This is a genomic window from Litoreibacter ascidiaceicola (assembly GCF_900129235.1).
Classification (GTDB): domain Bacteria; phylum Pseudomonadota; class Alphaproteobacteria; order Rhodobacterales; family Rhodobacteraceae; genus Litoreibacter; species Litoreibacter ascidiaceicola.
In genome coordinates this window covers 177521-195943 of the sequence record NZ_FQUV01000004.1, presented here as the reverse complement: position 1 = coordinate 195943, position 18423 = coordinate 177521, and the positions used below count along the sequence as shown (strand labels likewise).

General features: G+C 59.5%; 14 protein-coding genes. 8 read left to right on the top strand and 6 right to left on the bottom strand.

The features are described 5' to 3' along the window. Nucleotides 1-78: 78 nt before the first annotated feature. The 3 genes from BUB72_RS09855 to BUB72_RS09845 all read left to right on the top strand — a co-directional run bounded on the left by BUB72_RS09855 (nucleotide 79) and on the right by BUB72_RS09845 (nucleotide 4837). A complete protein-coding gene (locus BUB72_RS09855; protein ID WP_073143403.1) occupies nucleotides 79-2163 on the top strand; it encodes a hydantoinase/oxoprolinase family protein in 2085 nt (694 codons plus the stop codon). Nucleotides 2164-2168: 5 nt separating this feature from the next. After that, a complete protein-coding gene (locus BUB72_RS09850; protein ID WP_073143401.1) occupies nucleotides 2169-3878 on the top strand; it encodes a hydantoinase B/oxoprolinase family protein in 1710 nt (569 codons plus the stop codon). A 122-nt stretch (nucleotides 3879-4000) separates the two neighbouring features. Further along, on the top strand, nucleotides 4001-4837 hold the full coding sequence (locus BUB72_RS09845; protein ID WP_073143398.1) for a 3-oxoadipate:acetyl-CoA acetyltransferase: 837 nt from the start codon (nucleotides 4001-4003) through the stop codon (nucleotides 4835-4837). A 26-nt stretch (nucleotides 4838-4863) separates the two neighbouring features. On the opposite strand, the gene BUB72_RS09840 is transcribed toward BUB72_RS09845, so the two are convergent. Then, nucleotides 4864-5631, bottom strand: coding sequence for an SDR family NAD(P)-dependent oxidoreductase (locus BUB72_RS09840; RefSeq protein ID WP_073143395.1), 768 nt, complete (start codon nucleotides 5629-5631; stop codon nucleotides 4864-4866). Nucleotides 5632-5795: 164 nt separating this feature from the next. Between BUB72_RS09840 and BUB72_RS09835 the strand changes: the two genes are divergently transcribed. Beyond that, entirely contained in the window at nucleotides 5796-6959 is a 1164-nt protein-coding gene (locus tag BUB72_RS09835) for an acyl-CoA dehydrogenase family protein (protein ID WP_073143393.1), read from the top strand. Continuing rightward, a complete protein-coding gene (locus BUB72_RS09830) occupies nucleotides 6959-8065 on the top strand; it encodes a CaiB/BaiF CoA transferase family protein (RefSeq protein ID WP_073143391.1) in 1107 nt (368 codons plus the stop codon). The genes BUB72_RS09835 and BUB72_RS09830 overlap by 1 nt, the downstream gene beginning before the upstream one ends. Nucleotides 8066-8091: 26 nt before the next feature. On the opposite strand, the gene BUB72_RS09825 is transcribed toward BUB72_RS09830, so the two are convergent. Continuing rightward, nucleotides 8092-10365 (bottom strand): adenosylcobalamin-dependent ribonucleoside-diphosphate reductase, encoded by a 2274-nt coding sequence (locus BUB72_RS09825; RefSeq protein WP_073143389.1) that lies wholly within the window; start codon nucleotides 10363-10365, stop codon nucleotides 8092-8094. 63 nt (nucleotides 10366-10428) lie between these two features. On the opposite strand from BUB72_RS09825, the gene BUB72_RS09820 reads away from it, so the two are divergent. Beyond that, entirely contained in the window at nucleotides 10429-10851 is a 423-nt protein-coding gene (locus BUB72_RS09820) for a DUF1489 family protein (RefSeq protein ID WP_073143386.1), read from the top strand. Here BUB72_RS09820 and hisG read toward each other — a convergent pair. The 3 genes from hisG to hisS are packed head-to-tail and all read right to left on the bottom strand — an operon-like array spanning nucleotide 10819 to nucleotide 14107. Next, a complete protein-coding gene (gene hisG / locus BUB72_RS09815) occupies nucleotides 10819-11526 on the bottom strand; it encodes an ATP phosphoribosyltransferase (protein WP_073143383.1) in 708 nt (235 codons plus the stop codon). The two genes, BUB72_RS09820 and hisG, sit on opposite strands and share 33 nt — an antisense overlap. Continuing rightward, on the bottom strand, nucleotides 11523-12554 hold the full coding sequence (locus tag BUB72_RS09810) for an ATP phosphoribosyltransferase regulatory subunit (protein WP_073143381.1): 1032 nt from the start codon (nucleotides 12552-12554) through the stop codon (nucleotides 11523-11525). Before BUB72_RS09810 ends, hisG begins: the two co-directional genes overlap by 4 nt. Nucleotides 12555-12556: 2 nt before the next feature. Next, nucleotides 12557-14107 (bottom strand): histidine--tRNA ligase, encoded by a 1551-nt coding sequence (gene hisS, locus BUB72_RS09805; protein WP_073143379.1) that lies wholly within the window; start codon nucleotides 14105-14107, stop codon nucleotides 12557-12559. Nucleotides 14108-14209: 102 nt separating this feature from the next. Between hisS and BUB72_RS09800 the strand changes: the two genes are divergently transcribed. Next, on the top strand, nucleotides 14210-14413 hold the full coding sequence (locus tag BUB72_RS09800) for a SlyX family protein (RefSeq protein WP_073143376.1): 204 nt from the start codon (nucleotides 14210-14212) through the stop codon (nucleotides 14411-14413). Between the two features lies 1 nt (nucleotide 14414). Here the strand turns inward: BUB72_RS09800 and dnaE are convergent, their stop codons facing one another. Beyond that, on the bottom strand, nucleotides 14415-17912 hold the full coding sequence (dnaE, locus tag BUB72_RS09795; protein ID WP_073143374.1) for a DNA polymerase III subunit alpha: 3498 nt from the start codon (nucleotides 17910-17912) through the stop codon (nucleotides 14415-14417). A gap of 131 nt (nucleotides 17913-18043) precedes the next feature. Here dnaE and BUB72_RS09790 point away from each other — a divergent pair, with 131 nt between their 5' ends. Beyond that, entirely contained in the window at nucleotides 18044-18361 is a 318-nt protein-coding gene (locus BUB72_RS09790; RefSeq protein WP_083588627.1) for a hypothetical protein, read from the top strand. The last annotated feature ends 62 nt before the right edge of the window (nucleotides 18362-18423 follow it).

Here is an 18423-nt window from a genome sequence, read left to right as displayed (position 1 = left end):
TCACTAGAATTTATATAAATAATTGGATTATATCCTTCAACTTCACCTACTCTTCTTAAAACTCCTTGGGTGATCTGTATGAAAACTTCCTCGATTCGACTGGGTGTAGACATTGGCGGCACGTTTACCGACGTGGTGCTGGAGGTGGACGGCGCGTCGTTCTCCACCAAGGTTCTGACGACCTACATCGCGCCGGAGAACGCCATCATCGACGGGATGCAGCAGGTTTGCGCCAAGGCCGATGTGACGCCTGCCGATATCGGGCAGATCATCCATGGCACGACCCTTGCCACCAACGCTCTGATCGAGCGGCGCGGGGCGAAAACCGCGCTGATCACCACCGAAGGCTTCCGCGACGTGATCGAGATGCGCACGGAATCGCGGTTCGAGCAATACGACCTGAACCTCAACATCCCCGAGCCCTTGCTGCCCCGCCAATGCCGCTACACCGTGCCGGGGCGGATTGATGCGACTGGGTCCGAGTTGTTGCCCCTGACCGAGGCGAATATCGAGCCGGTGGTCGAGGCCATCGCAGAGGCCGGATATGACAGTGTCGCCATCGGATTGATCCACTCTTACCTCAACGACACGCACGAAAAACTGGTGCGCGACGTGCTGGCAAAGCGCTTACCGGACGTGATGATCTCGCTGTCGTCGGAAGTCAGCCCCCAGATGCGCGAATATGAACGGTTCAATACTGTCGTGGCCAACGCCTATATCAAGCCGCTGATGAAGTCCTATCTGGGGCGTCTTGAGGGGCGTTTGCGAGACGAAGGCGTCGACTGCAACATCTTCCTGATGCATTCGGGAGGCGGGATTATCTCGCTGGAGAATGCCGCTGAGTTCCCCGTGCGTCTGGTCGAATCCGGCCCTGCCGGTGGTGCGGTGTTCGCCGCCAACATCGCCGCGCGCTATGGGTTGGACAAGGTGCTGTCCTTCGACATGGGCGGCACGACGGCCAAGATATGCCTGATCAAGGATCAGACGCCGAAGACGTCGCGGGTGTTCGAGGTGGCCCGGACGTATCGCTTCAAGAAAGGCTCCGGCATGCCCATCTCGATCCCCGTGATCGACATGGTGGAAATTGGCGCGGGCGGCGGGTCGCTCGCCCATGTTGATGCGATGCGCCAAATCCGCGTCGGGCCGGAAAGTGCGGGCTCCGAGCCGGGACCGGCCTGCTACGGGCGCGGCGGCGACAAGCCTGCGGTGACGGATGCGGACCTGATGCTGGGCAAGCTGGACCCCGACAACTTCGCGGGCGGCTCGATCAAGCTGGAAACCGCCGCGTCGGAAACCGCGTTGCGCGCTGTTCTGGGTGACGTGCTGGACATGGACGCCGCGACCTCGGCCTTCGGCTTGGCCGAAGTGGTGGACGAAAACATGGCGAACGCGGCACGTGTCCATGCCGTCGAAAATGGCGAAGACCTGAGCGAATACACCATGATCGCATTCGGCGGCGCGGCCCCGCTGCACGCGGGTCGTTTGTGCGAAAAGTTGGGAGTGGACCGCCTGCTGGTACCGCCCGGAGCGGGCGTCGGCTCCGCCATCGGCTTCCTGCGTGCGCCGTTCAGCTTCGAGGCCAACCGCTCGGTCTATATGAAGCTGTCGGACTTCGACGCGGACAAGATCAAGGCGCTGTTGAGTGACCTGAAGGGCGAGGCCACCGGCTTCGTGCGCAACTGCGATGCGGAGAGCGACATTCTGTCGGAATTCAAGGTCTACATGCGCTACACGGGGCAAGGCTGGGAAATCCCCATCACCCTGACGGAAGCGCAGGCGATGAACCCCGACGCGGCGACGTTTGAGGCGCGGTTTGTCGAGGACTACACCAAGCTGTTCGGCCGCGCAGTTACAGGCATGGATATCGAAATCACCGTCTGGTCGGTCAATGCCACGACACCGCCCGAAAAAGTGGCGAAGATCGCGCCCGCCAAGCCCAGTGGTGCCGCCCCGATCCACGGCTCCCGTTCGCTATTCGATCCGGCCACTGCGGACTTCGCGCAAGCCTCCGTTGTGTTACGTGACGATATGAATGAGGGCGCAGAGGTTACAGGCCCCGCCGCCATCACCGAGGACGAGACGACGATCATCGTGCCGTCCTCGCGGAAAGCCATCCGTCAGCCCGACGGCTGCATCGACATCACCACCAAGAAGGGGGCCTGAGTCACATGGCACAGTCACAGTCCAACGTCGCCTATCAGGTCATGTGGAACCGCCTGATTTCAGTCGTCGAAGAGCAGGCGCAGGCTTTGGTGCGCACCGCGTTCTCGACCTCCGTTCGCGAAGCGGGCGACTTGTCTGCGGGGGTCTACGACACCCATGGCCGGATGCTGGCGCAGGCGGTCACCGGAACGCCTGGCCACGTGAACGCCATGGCCGACGCGGTCGCGCATTTCATCCGACGCATCGGGCGGCAGAACATCTTTGAAGGCGACGTCTACCTGACCAACGACCCTTGGGAAGGCACTGGCCACCTGCACGACATCACCATGGTGACACCGTCGTTCCATAACGGCGTGCTAGTTGGCTTCTTCGCCTGCACCGCGCATATCGTGGATATCGGCGGGCGCGGCTTCGGGGCGGATGCGGCGAGCATTTACGAGGAAGGGCTATATATCCCGATCATGAAATTCGCGGAGCGCGGCGAGGTGGACGAAACCCTCGTGCGCATCGTGCGCGGCAACGTACGCGAGCCCGACCAGCTCATCGGCGACATGTATGCGCTGGCGACCTGTAACGAGATCGGCCACCGCCGCCTGATCGAGATGATGAAGGAGTTCGGGCTGGACGATCTGGACGGCATCGCTGCGTTCATCCTTGACAATTCCCGCCGCGCCACGCTGGAGCGTATCGCCGCCCTGCCCCGCACCAGTGCGGAAGGCGAGATGACGGTGGACGGCTTTGCCACGCCGATCACCTTGAAGGTCAAACTGACCATTGAGGAAGACCGGATCGTGTCGGACTTCACTGGCACCTCGGGCGTCGACAAGAAAGGCATCAACTGCCCACTGGTCTACGCCAAGGCCTATGCCTGCTATGCGTTGAAATGCGCGATTGCGCCGGAGATCCCAAATAACGCGGCCTCATTGGCTCCGTTCGAGATTGAAGCACCGGCAAATACCATCGTGAACGCTGTGCACCCTGCCCCCGTGGCCTTGCGTCATATTGTGGGCCATTTCGTGCCCGACACCGTCTATGACGCCTTGGATAAAATTCTGCCGGGCGTCGTGCCTGCCGAAGGCGCAGGCTGTCTGTGCAACTTCCAAGTGTCCTTACGCCCGCGTACCGACGCGCCTGCCCCAGCAAGTGCCGTGCGCTCCGAGGTGCTGACCTTTAATTCCGGCGGCGCTGGCGCGCGTCCCGAGCATGACGGCCTGAACGCTACGGCCTTCCCGTCCGGCGTTATGACCATGCCGATTGAAGCCACGGAACACGCGGGGCCGGTGATCATCTGGCGCAAAGAATTGCGCCCCGATTCAGGCGGTGCCGGAAAGCAACGCGGCGGGTTGGGGCAATACATGGAGGTCGGCGCACGCGAGGGGCACGAGTTCGACTTTCAGGCCATGTTTGACCGTGTCGATCATCCCGCCCGCGGGCGTCGCGGCGGCAAGGCGGGGGCCTGCACCACCATCGCGCAAGACGACGGGTCCAAGATGTATGGCAAGGGCAAGCAGTTCGTCCCGCACGGCCGGAAGGTCATGCTCGCCCTGCCCGGCGGCGCGGGCTATGGCGATCCTGCGGAACGGTCGCTTGACCTGATCAAGAGCGATCTTTTGCGAGGCTACATCACCGCCGAGACGGCCAAACGCGATTATGCGTTAAGCAATGCGGACATCGCGGATGTGCAAGAAAAGATGCGCAAGGGCGACACGGTTTAGGCGTACCTTTAGAGGCTTTCACGGGACGTGAATTGCATCACGAGATGCCCTCCCCTATCGTTTCAGCAATCGTCCGAGGCGAGTGCATAGCCCAGCTGATCGGAGTCTAGAGGAACACCACAATGTCTAAACCCTGCATCATCTGCGTGGCCATTACGGGATCCGTCCCAACTCAAGCCGACAACCCTGCTGTGCCCGTCACAATCACCGAACAGATCGAAAGCACGCATGCGTCTTTCGAGGCAGGTGCCTCCATTGCGCATTGCCATGTTCGCGACGATCAAGGCAAACCTACCTCGGACGCGGAGCGGTTCGCGCGGCTGAAAGAAGGTATAGAAAAACACTGCCCAGGGATGATTATCCAACTCTCAACCGGCGGGCGCTCTGGCTCGGGGCGTGACCGCGGCGGGATGCTGCCCCTGGCTCCGGATATGGCATCACTATCTGTGGGGTCTAACAACTTCCCGACCCGCGTTTACGAAAACAGCCCCGATCTGGTGGACTGGCTGGCAGCCGAAATGCTGAAATATGATGTGAAACCAGAGATTGAGGCCTTCGACCTCAGCCATATCGTTCAGGCCACGCGCATGGCTGCCGACGGGCGGCTAAAAGGGCCACTATATGTGCAATTCGTGATGGGCGTGAAGAATGCCATGCCGGCGGACAAGCGTATTTTCGATTTCTACATTGAAACGCTAAACCGCCTCGCCCCTGACGCAGAGTGGTGCGCGGCAGGCGTTGGACCGGCACAAATTCAGGTCAATGAATGGTCAATCGCGCAAGGTGGGCATACGCGAACAGGCTTAGAGGACAACATCCGTTGGGACCGCGAGACCCTCGCCCCGTCAAACGCAGCCTTGGTAAAACGCGCGGTCGGGCTGTGCGAAAAATACGATCGCCCTGTCGCGACTTGGCAGCAAGCCCGTGAAATTCTAGGGCTTCGACCGGTCGGGCCTTAGACCGCTTGACGGTCGAAGATGCGCAGTTACCTAGGCCCCATACGAATTGCGCCGTCCAGCCGGATGACTTCGCCGTTCATCATCACATTTTCGCAGATGGAGCAGACGAGCGCCGCAAACTCTTCCGGATCACCCAGCCGTTGAGGAAAGGGTGTTTGCCCGCCTAAGGAGTCTTGCACGTCTTGCGGTAGCCCTTTCATCATCGGCGTCATGAACAGGCCCGGCGCGATGGCCATGACGCGAATACCGGAGCGGCTTAGATCGCGCGCCATCGGCAGGGTCATCCCGACGATACCCGCTTTTGACGCCGCATAGGCAATCTGCCCGACCTGCCCGTCAAAGGCCGCGATTGAGGCTGTGTTGATGATCACCCCCCGCTCGCCATCGTCATTCAAAGCATCTGCTTCGGACATTCCAGCGGCAGCCAAAGACGACGCCAGAAAAACGCCATACAGGTTCACATCCAACGCCGTGCGAAACAGTTGCGCGTCATGTGGCTGGCCCTTCGAGGCAGTTTTCGCCCCCGGTGCGATGCCCGCACAAGAAACCAAAACACGTTCCTGCCCATGGGCATTGCGCGCGACTTCAAACGCTGAGACCATGCTTTCATTGTCGGTGACGTCGGCGTTACAAAACAGGCCGCGAATATCGGAAGCGACGGCCTGCCCGGCCTCCGCATTGCGGTCAAAGATTGCGACCTTCAAACCCTTGGCCGCCAATGCGCGTGCCGTCGCTTCGCCCAAACCTGATCCACCACCGGTCACAACCGCTGACATGCCTGTTTTCAATTCCATGATAAATCTCCTTGTCGGTTGGATTTTATATGCCGACAGCCAATAGCGCAAAGCCATAACGCGGCGATGGTTTTATATGTTTGCAGTATCAGAATGGTGAGGGCCATAGTGATCCCCATACGCAAGCATTGCGAATTTCAGCCCCCATGTCGACGAGAGTGATCATGCTTCAACACACCACTGACGAATTTGAAGATATACGCGATGCGATACGCGCGCTTTGCGCCGAGTTTCCCGACGAATACCACCGCAAGATCGACGAACAGCGCTGCTACCCCGAAGCATTCGTCGATGCGCTGACTAAGGCTGGATGGATGGCGGCTTTGATTCCCGAACAATACGGAGGCTCGGGGCTTGGGTTGACGGAAGCCTCCGTCATCATGGAAGAAATCAACCGCGCAGGCGGCAATTCCGGCGCGTGCCATGGCCAAATGTATAATATGAACACCTTGGTGCGACATGGCTCTGAAGAGCAGCGCCAGAAATACCTGCCCCGCATCGCCTCCGGCGAATTGCGGTTGCAATCCATGGGTGTGACAGAGCCCACGACTGGAACAGATACGACGCAGCTCAAGACAACTGCTGTCAAGAAGGGCGACCGCTATGTGATCAACGGGCAGAAGGTCTGGATCAGCCGCGTGCAGCACTCGGACCTGATGATCCTGCTGGCCCGAACGACACCGTTGTCAGAGGTGAAGAAGAAATCTGAAGGCCTGTCGATCTTCCTCGTCGACATCAAAGACGCGATGCAAAACGGCATGACCGTGCGGCCCATTCTGAACATGGTAAACCACGAAACAAACGAGCTGTTCTTTGACAATCTGGAAATCCCCGAGGAGAACCTGATCGGCGAGAAAGGCAAGGGCTTCAAATATATCCTGACCGGCCTGAACGCCGAACGCACATTGATCGCAGCAGAATGCATCGGGGACGGCTACTGGTTCACCGACCGCGTGACCAAGTATGTCAGCGAACGCACCGTTTTCGGGCGCCCCATTGGCCAGAACCAAGGCGTACAATTTCCAATCGCGGAGGCGTTCATCGAAATCGAGGCGGCCAACCTGATGCGCTACGACGCCTGCCGACGTTATGATGCAGGCGAGGACTGCGGCGCGCAGGCAAACATGGCAAAATACCTCGCCGCCAAAGCATCATGGGAAGCCGCCAATGCCTGCCTTCAATTCCACGGCGGTTTCGGTTTTGCCTGCGAATATGACATCGAACGTAAATTCCGTGAAACCCGCCTGTATCAGGTCGCACCCATCTCGACCAACCTGATCTTGTCCTATGTCGCCGAGCATGTGCTTGGCCTGCCGAGGTCTTTCTGATGACGCAGGAACTACCGCTGACAGGTCTCAAAGTCATCGCGATCGAGCAAGCGGTGGCGGCCCCGTTCGCCTCTGCCCGCCTTGCAGATGCGGGGGCGGAAGTCATCAAGATTGAACGCCCCGGTGGCGATTTTGCGCGGGGATACGATACCGCCGCGGCGGGCCAGTCGAGCTATTTCGTCTGGCTCAACCGTGGCAAGACCTCGCTGGTTTGCGACTTGGCGACAGACGCAGGCAAGGCCACCTTGGAGGAACTTCTTGGTACAGCAGACATCTTGATCCAGAACCTGAAGCACAAGGCCCTGAACCGGCTGGGCTTCGGTGCGGAAAGACTGACACAGGCCTACCCCCGCCTGATTTCCTGCGCGATCAATGGCTATGGCGAAAGCGGGCCGATGGCAGAGCGCAAGGCCTACGATCTGCTCATACAGGCTGAATCGGGGCTGTGCTCCATCACTGGCGGCCCGTCAGAGCCGTCCCGCGTGGGTCTTTCCGTCGTCGATATCGCCACAGGTGCCACCGCCCATGCTGCCATCCTTGAGGCGCTGATCCAGCGAGGCATCACCGGCAAGGGCACCAGCATTTCCGTGTCGATGTTTGACGTGATCGCCGAATGGCTGACCGTCCCGTTGCTCAATCATGAAGGCGGCAACAGCCCGACGCGGCAAGGCATGATGCATCCGTCAATTGCCCCCTACGGCGTGTTTGAGACCAAAGACGGAAAGCTCGTTCTGATCTCCGTGCAAAGTGACAGGGAATGGCGACGCCTGTGTCGCGAATTCTTAGGCGACGAGCGTTTGGGCATTGATCCGCCATTTGCGACCAATGTGGCAAGGGTGCAAAACCGTACGAAAACCGATGCGCTTATAGCGGCCAAATTCTCCGAGATGACCGTTGATGAGGTGACGCAGGCCTTGCTGCGCTCGGATGTCGCCTTGGCCAACGTGAACGATATGGCGGGCCTGTCCTCGCATCCGCATTTGCGGCGGATCACTGTGCAAACACCCAACGGGCCTGTCTCGATCCCTGCTCCCGCACCAGTCATCCACGGCGCGCCCCGCACCTACGGCGGCGTTCCCGAACTTGGAGATACGTCCGCCACCTGAGCGTGGCGGGTTCGACCGTCAGCCCGTTAGCCGCATTTGGAGTGGCCGCATGATCCGCAAGTCATACACCCTTCGACCATGCGCAAATCATACTGGCCGCAGCTTGGACACGCTGGGCCACGATTGCCGCTGAGATTCACAACTTGCGCATGGGGGTCGGTTTTTAGCCCCATTCCTTCGCCCGCGATGAAGCCGGTGGCGATCATGTGTTTCTCGATCACGCCCCCAATCGCCGCCAGAATGGAGGGGATGTATTTGCCATTCATCCACGCACCACCGCGCGGGTCGAACACCGCCTTCAACTCCTCAACCACAAAGGACACGTCGCCCCCGCGCCGGAACACGGCCGAGATCATGCGGGTCAGTGCCACAGTCCACGCGAAATGCTCCATGTTCTTGGAGTTGATGAACACCTCGAAGGGGCGGCGATGGCCGTTCAAAACGATGTCGTTGATGGTGATGTAAATCGCGTGCTCGCTGTCGGGCCACTTCACCTTGTAGGTTTGGCCTTCCAATTCTGCGGGGCGGTCCAGAGGCTCGGACATGTAGATTACGTCGCCGTCCGTGGCCGTTTCAGGGTTCTCGGATGGGGTGGTATCAGCGCTCTCCGACACACTCAAAACCGATCCGGTCACTGCGTTGGGCCGATAGGTCGTGCAGCCTTTACAGCCAGTGTCCCACGCTTCCATGTAAACATCTTTGAAATCGTTAAAGCTGATATCTTCCGGGCAGTTGATGGTTTTAGAGATCGACGAATCCACCCATTTCTGCGCCGCCGCCTGCATCCGCACATGGTCCAGTGGTGCCAGCGTCTGAGCGTTCACGAAATACTCCGGCAATTCAACGTCACCGAACTTGTCGCGCCACATCTGCACGGCGTAGTCGACCACTTCTTCCTCGGTGCGAGAGCCGTCTTTCTGCAAGACCTTGCGGGTGTAGGCATAGGCAAACACCGGCTCGATCCCCGACGACACGTTGCCCGCATAAAGAGAGATGGTTCCCGTCGGCGCGATTGACGTCAGCAAAGCATTACGAATGCCGTGTTCGCGGATGGCTTCACGCACATCCTTGTCCATCGCTTGCATCGTGCCTGACGCCAAATAAGCCTCCGCATCGAACAGCGGAAACGCGCCTTTTTCCTTCGCCAAATCCACCGACGCCAGATACGCGGCGCGGGCGACCGCGTGCAGCCAGCGCTCGGTCAGACGCGCCGCTTCCTCGGAGCCATAGCGCGATCCCACCATCAACAGGGCATCGGCCAAGCCGGTGACCCCCAAACCGATGCGACGCTTCGCATGGGCTTCACGCGCCTGTTCCTCCAAAGGAAATTTGGACGCGTCCACCACGTTGTCCATCATCCGCACTGCAACAGACACCAGTTCGGTCAGCTTTGCCTCATCCAGATCTGCCCCGTCCTCAAACGGTCGATCCACCAGACGCGCCATGTTGATCGAGCCCAGAAGACACGCGCCATAGGGTGGCAAGGGTTGCTCGCCGCAAGGATTGGTCGCCGCAATCTGCTCCACGTAGGACAGGTTGTTCGCGGCGTTGATCCGGTCGATGAAGATCACGCCCGGCTCCGCGTAGTCATACGTGCCGCGCATGATCTTGTTCCACAGATCCAACGCCTGCACCGTTTTGTAGACCTTGCCGTCAAACACCAAATCCCACGGACCATCCGCTTTTACCGCTTCCATGAACGGGTCGGTGATCAGCACGGACAGGTTGAACATACGCAGTCGCGCGGCGTCCTGTTTGGCGGCGATGAACGCCTCCACATCAGGGTGGTCGCAACGCATGGTGGCCATCATCGCCCCGCGGCGCGAGCCTGCGGACATGATCGTGCGGCACATCGCGTCCCACACATCCATAAATGACAACGGGCCGGAGGCATCCGCAGCCACGCCTTTCACATCCGCACCCTTGGGCCGGATAGTGGAGAAGTCGTAGCCGATCCCGCCACCCTGCTGCATCGTCAGCGCAGCCTCTTTCAGCATCTGGAAGATTCCGCCCATGTCGTCGGGAATCGTCCCCATCACGAAGCAGTTGAACAGCGTCACCGACCGCTTGGTGCCGGCCCCCGCGATGATGCGACCGGCGGGCAGGTATTTGAAATCAGCAAGCGCGTCGTAAAATGTCTCTTCCCACTGCGCAGGGTTATCCTCGACCTTCGCCAGATCACGGGCGATCCGCCGCCACGTATCCTCGACGGTTTCATCCACCGGAGTACCGTCCGCATCCTTGAAACGGTACTTCATGTCCCAGATTTGCTCGGCAATGGGGGCGGCGAAAGCGGTCATATCGGCATCCTAGGGATTGGAATCGCATTGAAGTCGGGAGCGGGAAGCATACAATATATAGATATGATCAATCTCATCAAGCTAAGCGTTGGCACAGAATCGGTAGAAAGCCTCAAAGCGTGGCACAATTCGCCGCGGCCCAAAGGCCCTGACGGCCTGCCGCGCCACATCACTCGCATGTGGCCCAAGCGGGAGGCCGAGCTTCTGGACGGTGGCTCCATTTATTGGGTCATCAAAGGCGTCGTGCAAGCCCGCCAGAAATTGCTGCGTTTGGATGAGGTTATCGGTCAGGACGGCATCCGTCGCTGTGCGCTCGTGTTCGAGCCGGACCTGATCCGCACCGCCCCCGTCCTGAAAAAACCGTTCCAAGGCTGGCGCTACCTCAAGCCCGAGGACGCGCCGCCAGATATTTCCGCCCGCCGCGCCAAAGAAGACGCGCTGCCGCCGGAACTGTCAGCAGCACTCGCCGATATCGGGATTCTCTAGCCCAAGTACCTGCGCCAGACTGGCCAGATCGCAATCAGACCAATCAGCGACCTTGCTTGCGAACAACGTCGCCTGAGAAGCCAGTATAGGCCCGTCAGACAGCATCCGCAGATGATTGGCCTCCAAGGTCGCTCCGGTCGAGGTGATGTCCGCAATCGCTTCTGCAGTCAGGTTGGCCACGGTCCCTTCCGTCGCTCCTTGGCTGTCGACCAGTTGATAGTCAGCCACGCCCTGCTTTTGCAGATATTCCCGCACCAAGCGGTGATACTTGGTCGCGATGCGAAGACGGAAACCGTGATCTTTGCGAAAGGCCGCTGCGACAGCATCAAGGTCCCCGACCGTTTCCACATCCGACCAGAAATTGGGGACGGCAATAATCAAATCCGCATGACCAAATCCCATTTCCGCCAAGGAAGTGATTTTCTCGGACCACAGCGGAATTTTCTCACGCACCATATCCGTGCCCGTCACCCCTAGGTGAATGCGGCCAGCCGCCATCTCGCGCGGGATTTCCCCCGCCGACAACAGCACCAAGGATACGCCGTCCACGCCCGACACCTCGGCCGCATATTCGCGGTCTGATCCGGTGCGCGCCAACGTAACACCGCGCGCAGAAAACCATGCGAACGTGTCCTCCATCAGACGCCCTTTGGAGGGAATGCCAAGCTTGATCATGCCAGCGCCTCCAGCAGTTCAGGGCGAATGACACCGCCCACAGCGGGGATTTCGCGCCCCTGCCCCAGTACACGTGTCAAAGCGTCATAGCGCCCACCTGTTGCCACCGGTACCTGAGCATCCGCGTGAAATCCAAAGACGAAACCGTCGTAGTATTCCATGGTCGTGCGCCCGTAGGCACCCGAGAAATTCAACTGATCCACGTCCACGCCGCGGGACGCCAAAGCTGATAACCGGGCTTCAAGTTGATCAAGCGCGCCGGAAATGGCGGGCAGGCCGTCAGCTATTTTGCGCAAGCTTGCCAAGGCGTTCGGTGCAACGTCCGATACTTCCAAAATTGCCTGCAACGCACGCAGCTCGGTTGCATCCAGCGGTGCCGTTTGCGCATCTTCGCGCAGCGCAGCCAAGCGCGCTTCCACTTCCCCAGAGCTGCGCAACCCGATTTCAGGCAAATCGCTCACCAGCTGCGGGACCACGCGGGACGCTGGCACGCTGAAACGCTCCAATAACGCGCGAAAGCGCATGGGCCTCCATAAGTGCCGCAGCAACGCACTGCGCCGCCGCTCGGTCGTCGACAGCCCCGCAACCGCTGCAGTGAGAATGCCGATATCGCCTGTGAAAGCGTCCAGAGTCACACCCTCCAAGGCTTGGGCAAACAACGCGAAAACTTCCGCATCAGCGCCAGACGGGTCCGTGCGGTCAAACACTTCGTAACCCACTTGCGTGTATTCAGATGCACGACCTGTTCCGGCTTCCTGTTTACGAAACACCAAACCTTGATAGGTATATCGCGCGGGTTCCGCACCCTCTTCCATGTGACGCTGCACAACCGGTACCGTAAAGTCGGGGCGCAGCATTTGCTCGCCCAGAACAGGATCCGAGGTCACATAAGCCCGTGCGCGGATGTCCTCGCCATAGAGGTCCAACAAGGTATCCGCAGGTTGCAGTACCGACGTTTCCACCGGAACAGCCCCTGCATCACGAAAAAGACGCGACAGCCGCTCTGTTTGTTGGCGAACCCGGTCCATGTTCAGCCCAGCATTTTCTTGATCACAGCGACCAGCTCGCTGCGCTTCACTTCACTTTGTGCAGGCTGGCCTTTCCATTCCTCAAGCGACGCGGTCTTGGCGATCTCTGCGCCCAGCACAAGGTCCTTGACCTGCACCACGCCCCGCTCCGCCTCGTCCGAGCCTTCGATGATCGCCAATGGCGCGTTGCGCTTGTCCGCGTATTTCAACTGGTTGCCAAAGTTTTTGGGGTTGCCCAAATAGACCTCCGCACGGATACCCGCCGCGCGCAGCTCACCGACGATGCTTTGGTAATGTGCCATGCGGTCGCGATCCATGACCGTGACAATGACGGGGCCGACGGTTTCCTTGGTCATGCGGCCTTTGGCTTGCAACGCCGCCAGCAACCGGTCGACACCGATGGAGACCCCCGTTGCGGGCACCTCTTGGCCCGTGAAGCGCTTGACCAGGTCGTCATAGCGCCCACCGCCAGCGACCGAGCCGAATTGGCGCGGGCGGCCTTTCTCGTCGTTGATTTCGAAGGTGAGTTCGGCCTCGTAGACGGGGCCGGTGTAGTAACCGAGGCCACGGACGACTGATGGGTCGATGACGATACGGTCAGCTTCGTAGCCTTGGTAGGCGAGTAACTCTGAGATCATCTCAAGTTCAGCAACACCCTCACGTCCGATGGCAGATGATCCCACTGCAACCTTTAAATTCTCGAGAGTTTCAGCTGAATTGCTAGATTTGGCAGTAAGAAAGGAAATAACTCTTTCCGCCGCTTCATCGGGCAGGCCGACACCATCAATAAATGCTCCTGAATCATCTTTTCTTCCAGCGGTGAGTAGTTGCTTAACGCCTTCTCGACCAACCTTGTCAAATTTGTCGATCTGCCGGAGGACATCCAAGCGAGAAATTGACTCAATGTTCCGTTTGACCATATCGGAATAAAGCGCCAGCGCCGCTTCATCCAAGGTCATCGGCCGCGGGTTTACGATCAAGTCGTCACTAAGGCCGATGCTCTCCAAAACCCCGTTCAAAACCTTGCGGTTATTCACCCGCACAATATAGTCACCACGCGGGATGCCGACGGCTTCCAACGTATCAGCCAGCATCGCGCAAATCTCGGCATCGGCTGCGACGGAAGACGCCCCAACGGTATCCGCATCACACTGATAAAACTGCCGGAACCGCCCCGGGCCGGGCTTCTCGTTGCGCCAAACCGGACCCATCGCGTAGCGGCGGTACGGCGTCGGCAAATCGTTGCGGTATTGCGCATAAACGCGGGCCAGCGGGGCCGTCAGATCGTAGCGGAGCGCCAGCCAATCGGCGTCATCATCTTCTTGCCATGCAAACACACCCTCGTTGGGGCGATCCACGTCTGGCAAAAACTTACCAAGTGCCTCCACGGTTTCGACAGCACTGCTTTCCAGCGCCTCGAACCCGTAGAGCTGATAGACTTCAGATATCTTGTCCAGCATCGCCTTTCGCTGAGTGACCTCCGCGCCGAAGTAGTCGCGAAACCCTTTCGGGGTGACGGCCTTGGGGCGGGGCTGCTTTTTGACTTTGGCCATGACGGGACGTCCTGCTTGCGTTGTTCGGCCCAGCCTTTACCCCGCAGCCCTTGCGGGGGCAAGCAAAGCGCCATATCTGCGACATGAAAACCGGAGGCACCGATGACTGACACGACCCAGCTGGAAGAGAAGATCGCCCACCTGACCCGCACGGTCGAGGATATGTCCGACATCGTGGCTCGTCAGGAAACCGAGATCGCCACCCTCACCCGCCGTGTGGAAATGCTGATGCAACGCTCCGCCGAGCAGGAGCTGGACGTCGGTGGCAGCGCCGTTCTGGCAGACCAACGCCCGCCGCATTGGTAAGCTAGACCTCTTCCACCATCACCACGCCATTCAGCGACTTGATCGCGCCCTTGACCTGCGGGTTCACGGCAAAGCGGTCGCCGAGCGACACCTCCACCTCCCCCGGTAAATCCGGCGACATCAGGCACAGTGACACTGGCCCCCGCGCGCGGATCTTTGGATCTTGGCCAGAGCGCTCCAGCACTGATGCAATGGCTGCAATCGAACTGTCGTCCTCAACGAAAATCTTCAAGCCGATGGAGCCAGCATCCGCAACCGCTCCGTCCACGGGCTGTGCCCCGCGGCATAGCAGTTTCAGCTGCTCTGCCTCCAGCGTGGCCTCAACGGTTAACACCACGTTGGCCCCCGAAACCATATGCTCGCCGGATTTTTCCAGCGTGTCGGAGAACACCGTGACCTCGAATTGCCCTGTCGGATCTGAGCCTTGCACGAATGCGAACCGGTTGCCGCGGGCCGACTTGCGATCCTGACGCCCCGCAATATTCGCCGCAAGCTGCGCCACGAACGGCCCGCCTTGAGCGCGGTTTTCAATCTCGGTCAGCGTCATGATGCCTTTGCGTTTCAGCGACAACATGTAGTCGTCGAGCGGGTGGCCGGACAGGTAGAAACCGATTGCCTTGAACTCTTCCATCAGGCGTTCGGCCGGCAACCAGTCTTCGACTGGCGACAGGCGCGGTTCGGGTAGGTCGTCACCCGCCTCGCCAAACAACGACACTTGATTGGAGTTACGTTGCTCGTGGATCGCGGCGGAGTAATTCACCAGCCCATCCAAGGACGCGAACACGCGGTGGCGATTGGGATCGAGCTGATCAAACGCGCCGGAGCGCGCCAGCATTTCCAATGGACGCTTGCCTACGCGTTTCAAATCTACGCGCCGCGCCACGTCGTAGAGCGTGGTGAACGGACTATCGCCACGCCCCTCGGTCACGAGTTTCATCGCCTCGACGCCGACGTTTTTAAGTCCGCCAAGCGCGTAGATGACCTTGCCGTCGCCGACGGTAAACATCGCCTCGGAGCGGTTCACACAGGGCGGCACCACCTCCAAGTCCATCTTCTTCGTGATTTCATTGAAATAGTCGGCCAGCTTGTCCGTCAGGTGCAAATCGCAATTCATGACGCCTGCCATGAACTCCACCGGATGGTTCGCCTTCAACCACGCCGTTTGGTAGCTGACCACCGCATAGGCTGCCGCGTGGGACTTGTTGAAGCCGTAGTTGGCGAACTTCTCCAGAAGGTCGAACACCTCGCGGGCCTTCTTCGCGTCGACGCCGTTCTCTTTGGCCCCTTTCTCAAATTTGGGCCGCTCTGCGTCCATCGCCTCTTTGATCTTCTTACCCATGGCACGGCGCAGCAGGTCGGCACCGCCAAGCGAGTAGCCCGCCATGACCTGCGCGATCTGCATAACCTGTTCTTGGTAAACAATAATGCCTTGGGTTTCGGCCAGAATATGGTCAATCGACGGGTGGACTGACTCCAGCTCCTTGGTGCCGTTCTTCACCTCGCAATAGGTCGGGATATTTTCCATCGGGCCGGGACGATACAACGCCACCAAAGCCACGATATCCTCAATACAGGTCGGCTTCATACGCCGCAGCGCATCCATCATACCCGAGCTTTCCACCTGGAAAACGGCGACGGTCTTAGCGGCGGAATAGAGGTCGTAGGACTTCTTGTCGTCCAACGGAATCGCCCCGATGTCGTTCTCCGCACCTGCGGGCGGTTCGAACAGCGTGTTGCCCTCGGCGTCCACATGAAGGGGCCGCGACGGGATAATCAGGTCGATGGCGTTTTGGATCACCGTAAGGGTCTTCAGGCCCAGAAAGTCGAACTTCACCAGCCCAGCTTGCTCCACCCATTTCATGTTGAACTGGGTCGCGGGCATGTCGGAGCGTGGGTCTTGGTAGAGCGGCACCAACTCGTCCAGCGGGCGGTCACCGATCACCACGCCCGCCGCGTGGGTCGAGGCATTGCGCAGCAACCCTTCGACCTGTTGTCCGTAGTCCAAAAGCCGCGCCACGACCTCTTCGTTCTTCGCCTCTTCGCGCAGCTTCGGCTCGTCGGCCAAGGCTTTCTCGATCGAAACCGGCTTGACCCCTTCCACCGGGATCATCTTCGACAGCCGGTCCACCTGCCCGTAAGGCATCTGCAAAACGCGGCCCACGTCGCGCACGGCGGCCTTGGACAACAGCGCGCCAAAGGTGATGATCTGCCCCACCTTGTCGCGGCCGTATTTCTCTTGCACGTAGCGGATCACCTCTTCGCGGCGGTCCATGCAGAAGTCGATGTCGAAGTCGGGCATGGATACCCGTTCGGGGTTCAAGAACCGCTCGAACAGCAAGGAGTATCGCAGCGGGTCAAGGTCGGTCACCGTCAGCGCATAGGCCACCAGCGAGCCCGCGCCTGAGCCCCGACCGGGCCCCACCGGAATGTCGTGATCCTTGGCCCATTTGATGAAGTCCGCAACGATCAGGAAGTAGCCCGGAAAGCCCATGCCTTCGATGATGCCCAGCTCGAATTCCAGCCGCGCCTCGTACTCCTCGACCGATGCCGCATGGGGGATCACCGCCAGCCGCGCCTTCAGCCCCTCTTGGGCCTGACGGCGCAGTTCCTCCACCTCGTCATCAGCAAACTTCGGCAGGATGGGGTCACGGGTGTAGACCTTGAACGCACAGCGTCGCGCGATCTCCACGGTGTTCTCCAGCGCTTCCGGCAGGTCGGCAAAAAGCGTCGCCATTTCTTGCGGCGACTTGAAATAATGCTGCGGCGTCAGGCGGCGGCGGCCTTCCTGCTGATCCACGTAAGCACCTTCCGAAATGCAGATCAGCGCATCATGCGCCTCGTACATATCGGGCTTGGGGAAATAGGCGTCATTTGTAGCAACCAAAGGCAGGCCCATGCCATAGGCCAGTTCCACATGGCCTCGCTCGGATTTTTGCTCTGCCTCAGGTAGGCCACCATCGACGGGGTGGCGCTGTAGCTCCACATAAAGACGGTCAGGATAAATACGGGCAAGGTCGCGCATCAGCGCATCCGCTTTGGGCATCTGCCCTGCTCGCAAAAGCCGCCCGATGGGGCCATCTGGTCCGCCCGTCAAGCAGATCAGCCCTTCACTGTGAACGTCCAGCTGCGTGACCGAGACCTGCGGCAACTGACCGTCCGAGTCCAGATACAGGCACGAGTTCAGCTTCATCAGGTTTTCGTAGCCGCGCTCGCTTTGTGCCAAAAGCACGATGGGCGCAGGGGTGCGAGGGCGCTCGCCGGGGGCGGCTTGCTCGTAGGTCAGATCGACCTGGCAGCCAATGATCGGCTGGATGCCTGCGCCGGATGCGTATTCCGAAAACTCCAACGCTGCGAACATGTTGTTCGTGTCGGTCAGCGCGACCGCCGGCATACCAACCGCCGCGCACAAGCCCGGCAGTTTCTTCAGGCGTAGCGCTCCTTCCAGCAAGGAATACTCGGAATGGGTGCGCAGATGGATGAATCGGGGGGCGTTGCTCATGGCGTCACATTAGGACGCACGCGACCTCTCGAACACCCCCGAAAGTGACTGAAACCGGATTGCAAAACATCTGCTTGCCTAATTCCGACTCATTTTATAGGAAATATAATATCTGACAAAAGGACTCGGAAATGAAAACACTCCCCTTAACCGCTCTTCTGACGCTGGCAATTGCAACCACCGCGGTCGCGTCCGGCGCTGATGATTCAACTCATTCCTCGGATACCGCCTATCTTCCCAACGGCACATTCACCTATGAAACCTTTGAGGCCTCGGTTGAGCATGCCGACCTCGAAGGATGCCCTGCGCAGTTCGATACGGACGTGGTCTTCTGCCGTATTACGCTTGCAAACGATCAGGCGCATATCTTCGTGTTCTCCTATGAAGGGGACCAACCCCTGATGGCCGTTAAACCCTACGATCTGTCCGACGGGTTCCTGCCCTTCTAGGCGACGATCGAGCCCTCCACGCAACTGGGGGGCTCTTGCCCGGCAGCACTACCGATGTTAGT

Coding starts and splice junctions, on each gene's coding strand:
- BUB72_RS09855 (WP_073143403.1), top strand. CDS start 79: ATGAAAACTTCCTCGATTCGACTGGGTGTAGACATTGGCGGCACGTTT.
- BUB72_RS09850 (WP_073143401.1), top strand. CDS start 2,169: ATGGCACAGTCACAGTCCAACGTCGCCTATCAGGTCATGTGGAACCGC.
- BUB72_RS09845 (WP_073143398.1), top strand. CDS start 4,001: ATGTCTAAACCCTGCATCATCTGCGTGGCCATTACGGGATCCGTCCCA.
- BUB72_RS09840 (WP_073143395.1), bottom strand. CDS start 5,631: ATGGAATTGAAAACAGGCATGTCAGCGGTTGTGACCGGTGGTGGATCA.
- BUB72_RS09835 (WP_073143393.1), top strand. CDS start 5,796: ATGCTTCAACACACCACTGACGAATTTGAAGATATACGCGATGCGATA.
- BUB72_RS09830 (WP_073143391.1), top strand. CDS start 6,959: ATGACGCAGGAACTACCGCTGACAGGTCTCAAAGTCATCGCGATCGAG.
- BUB72_RS09825 (WP_073143389.1), bottom strand. CDS start 10,365: ATGACCGCTTTCGCCGCCCCCATTGCCGAGCAAATCTGGGACATGAAG.
- BUB72_RS09820 (WP_073143386.1), top strand. CDS start 10,429: ATGATCAATCTCATCAAGCTAAGCGTTGGCACAGAATCGGTAGAAAGC.
- hisG (WP_073143383.1), bottom strand. CDS start 11,526: ATGATCAAGCTTGGCATTCCCTCCAAAGGGCGTCTGATGGAGGACACG.
- BUB72_RS09810 (WP_073143381.1), bottom strand. CDS start 12,554: ATGGACCGGGTTCGCCAACAAACAGAGCGGCTGTCGCGTCTTTTTCGT.
- hisS (WP_073143379.1), bottom strand. CDS start 14,107: ATGGCCAAAGTCAAAAAGCAGCCCCGCCCCAAGGCCGTCACCCCGAAA.
- BUB72_RS09800 (WP_073143376.1), top strand. CDS start 14,210: ATGACTGACACGACCCAGCTGGAAGAGAAGATCGCCCACCTGACCCGC.
- dnaE (WP_073143374.1), bottom strand. CDS start 17,912: ATGAGCAACGCCCCCCGATTCATCCATCTGCGCACCCATTCCGAGTAT.
- BUB72_RS09790 (WP_083588627.1), top strand. CDS start 18,044: ATGAAAACACTCCCCTTAACCGCTCTTCTGACGCTGGCAATTGCAACC.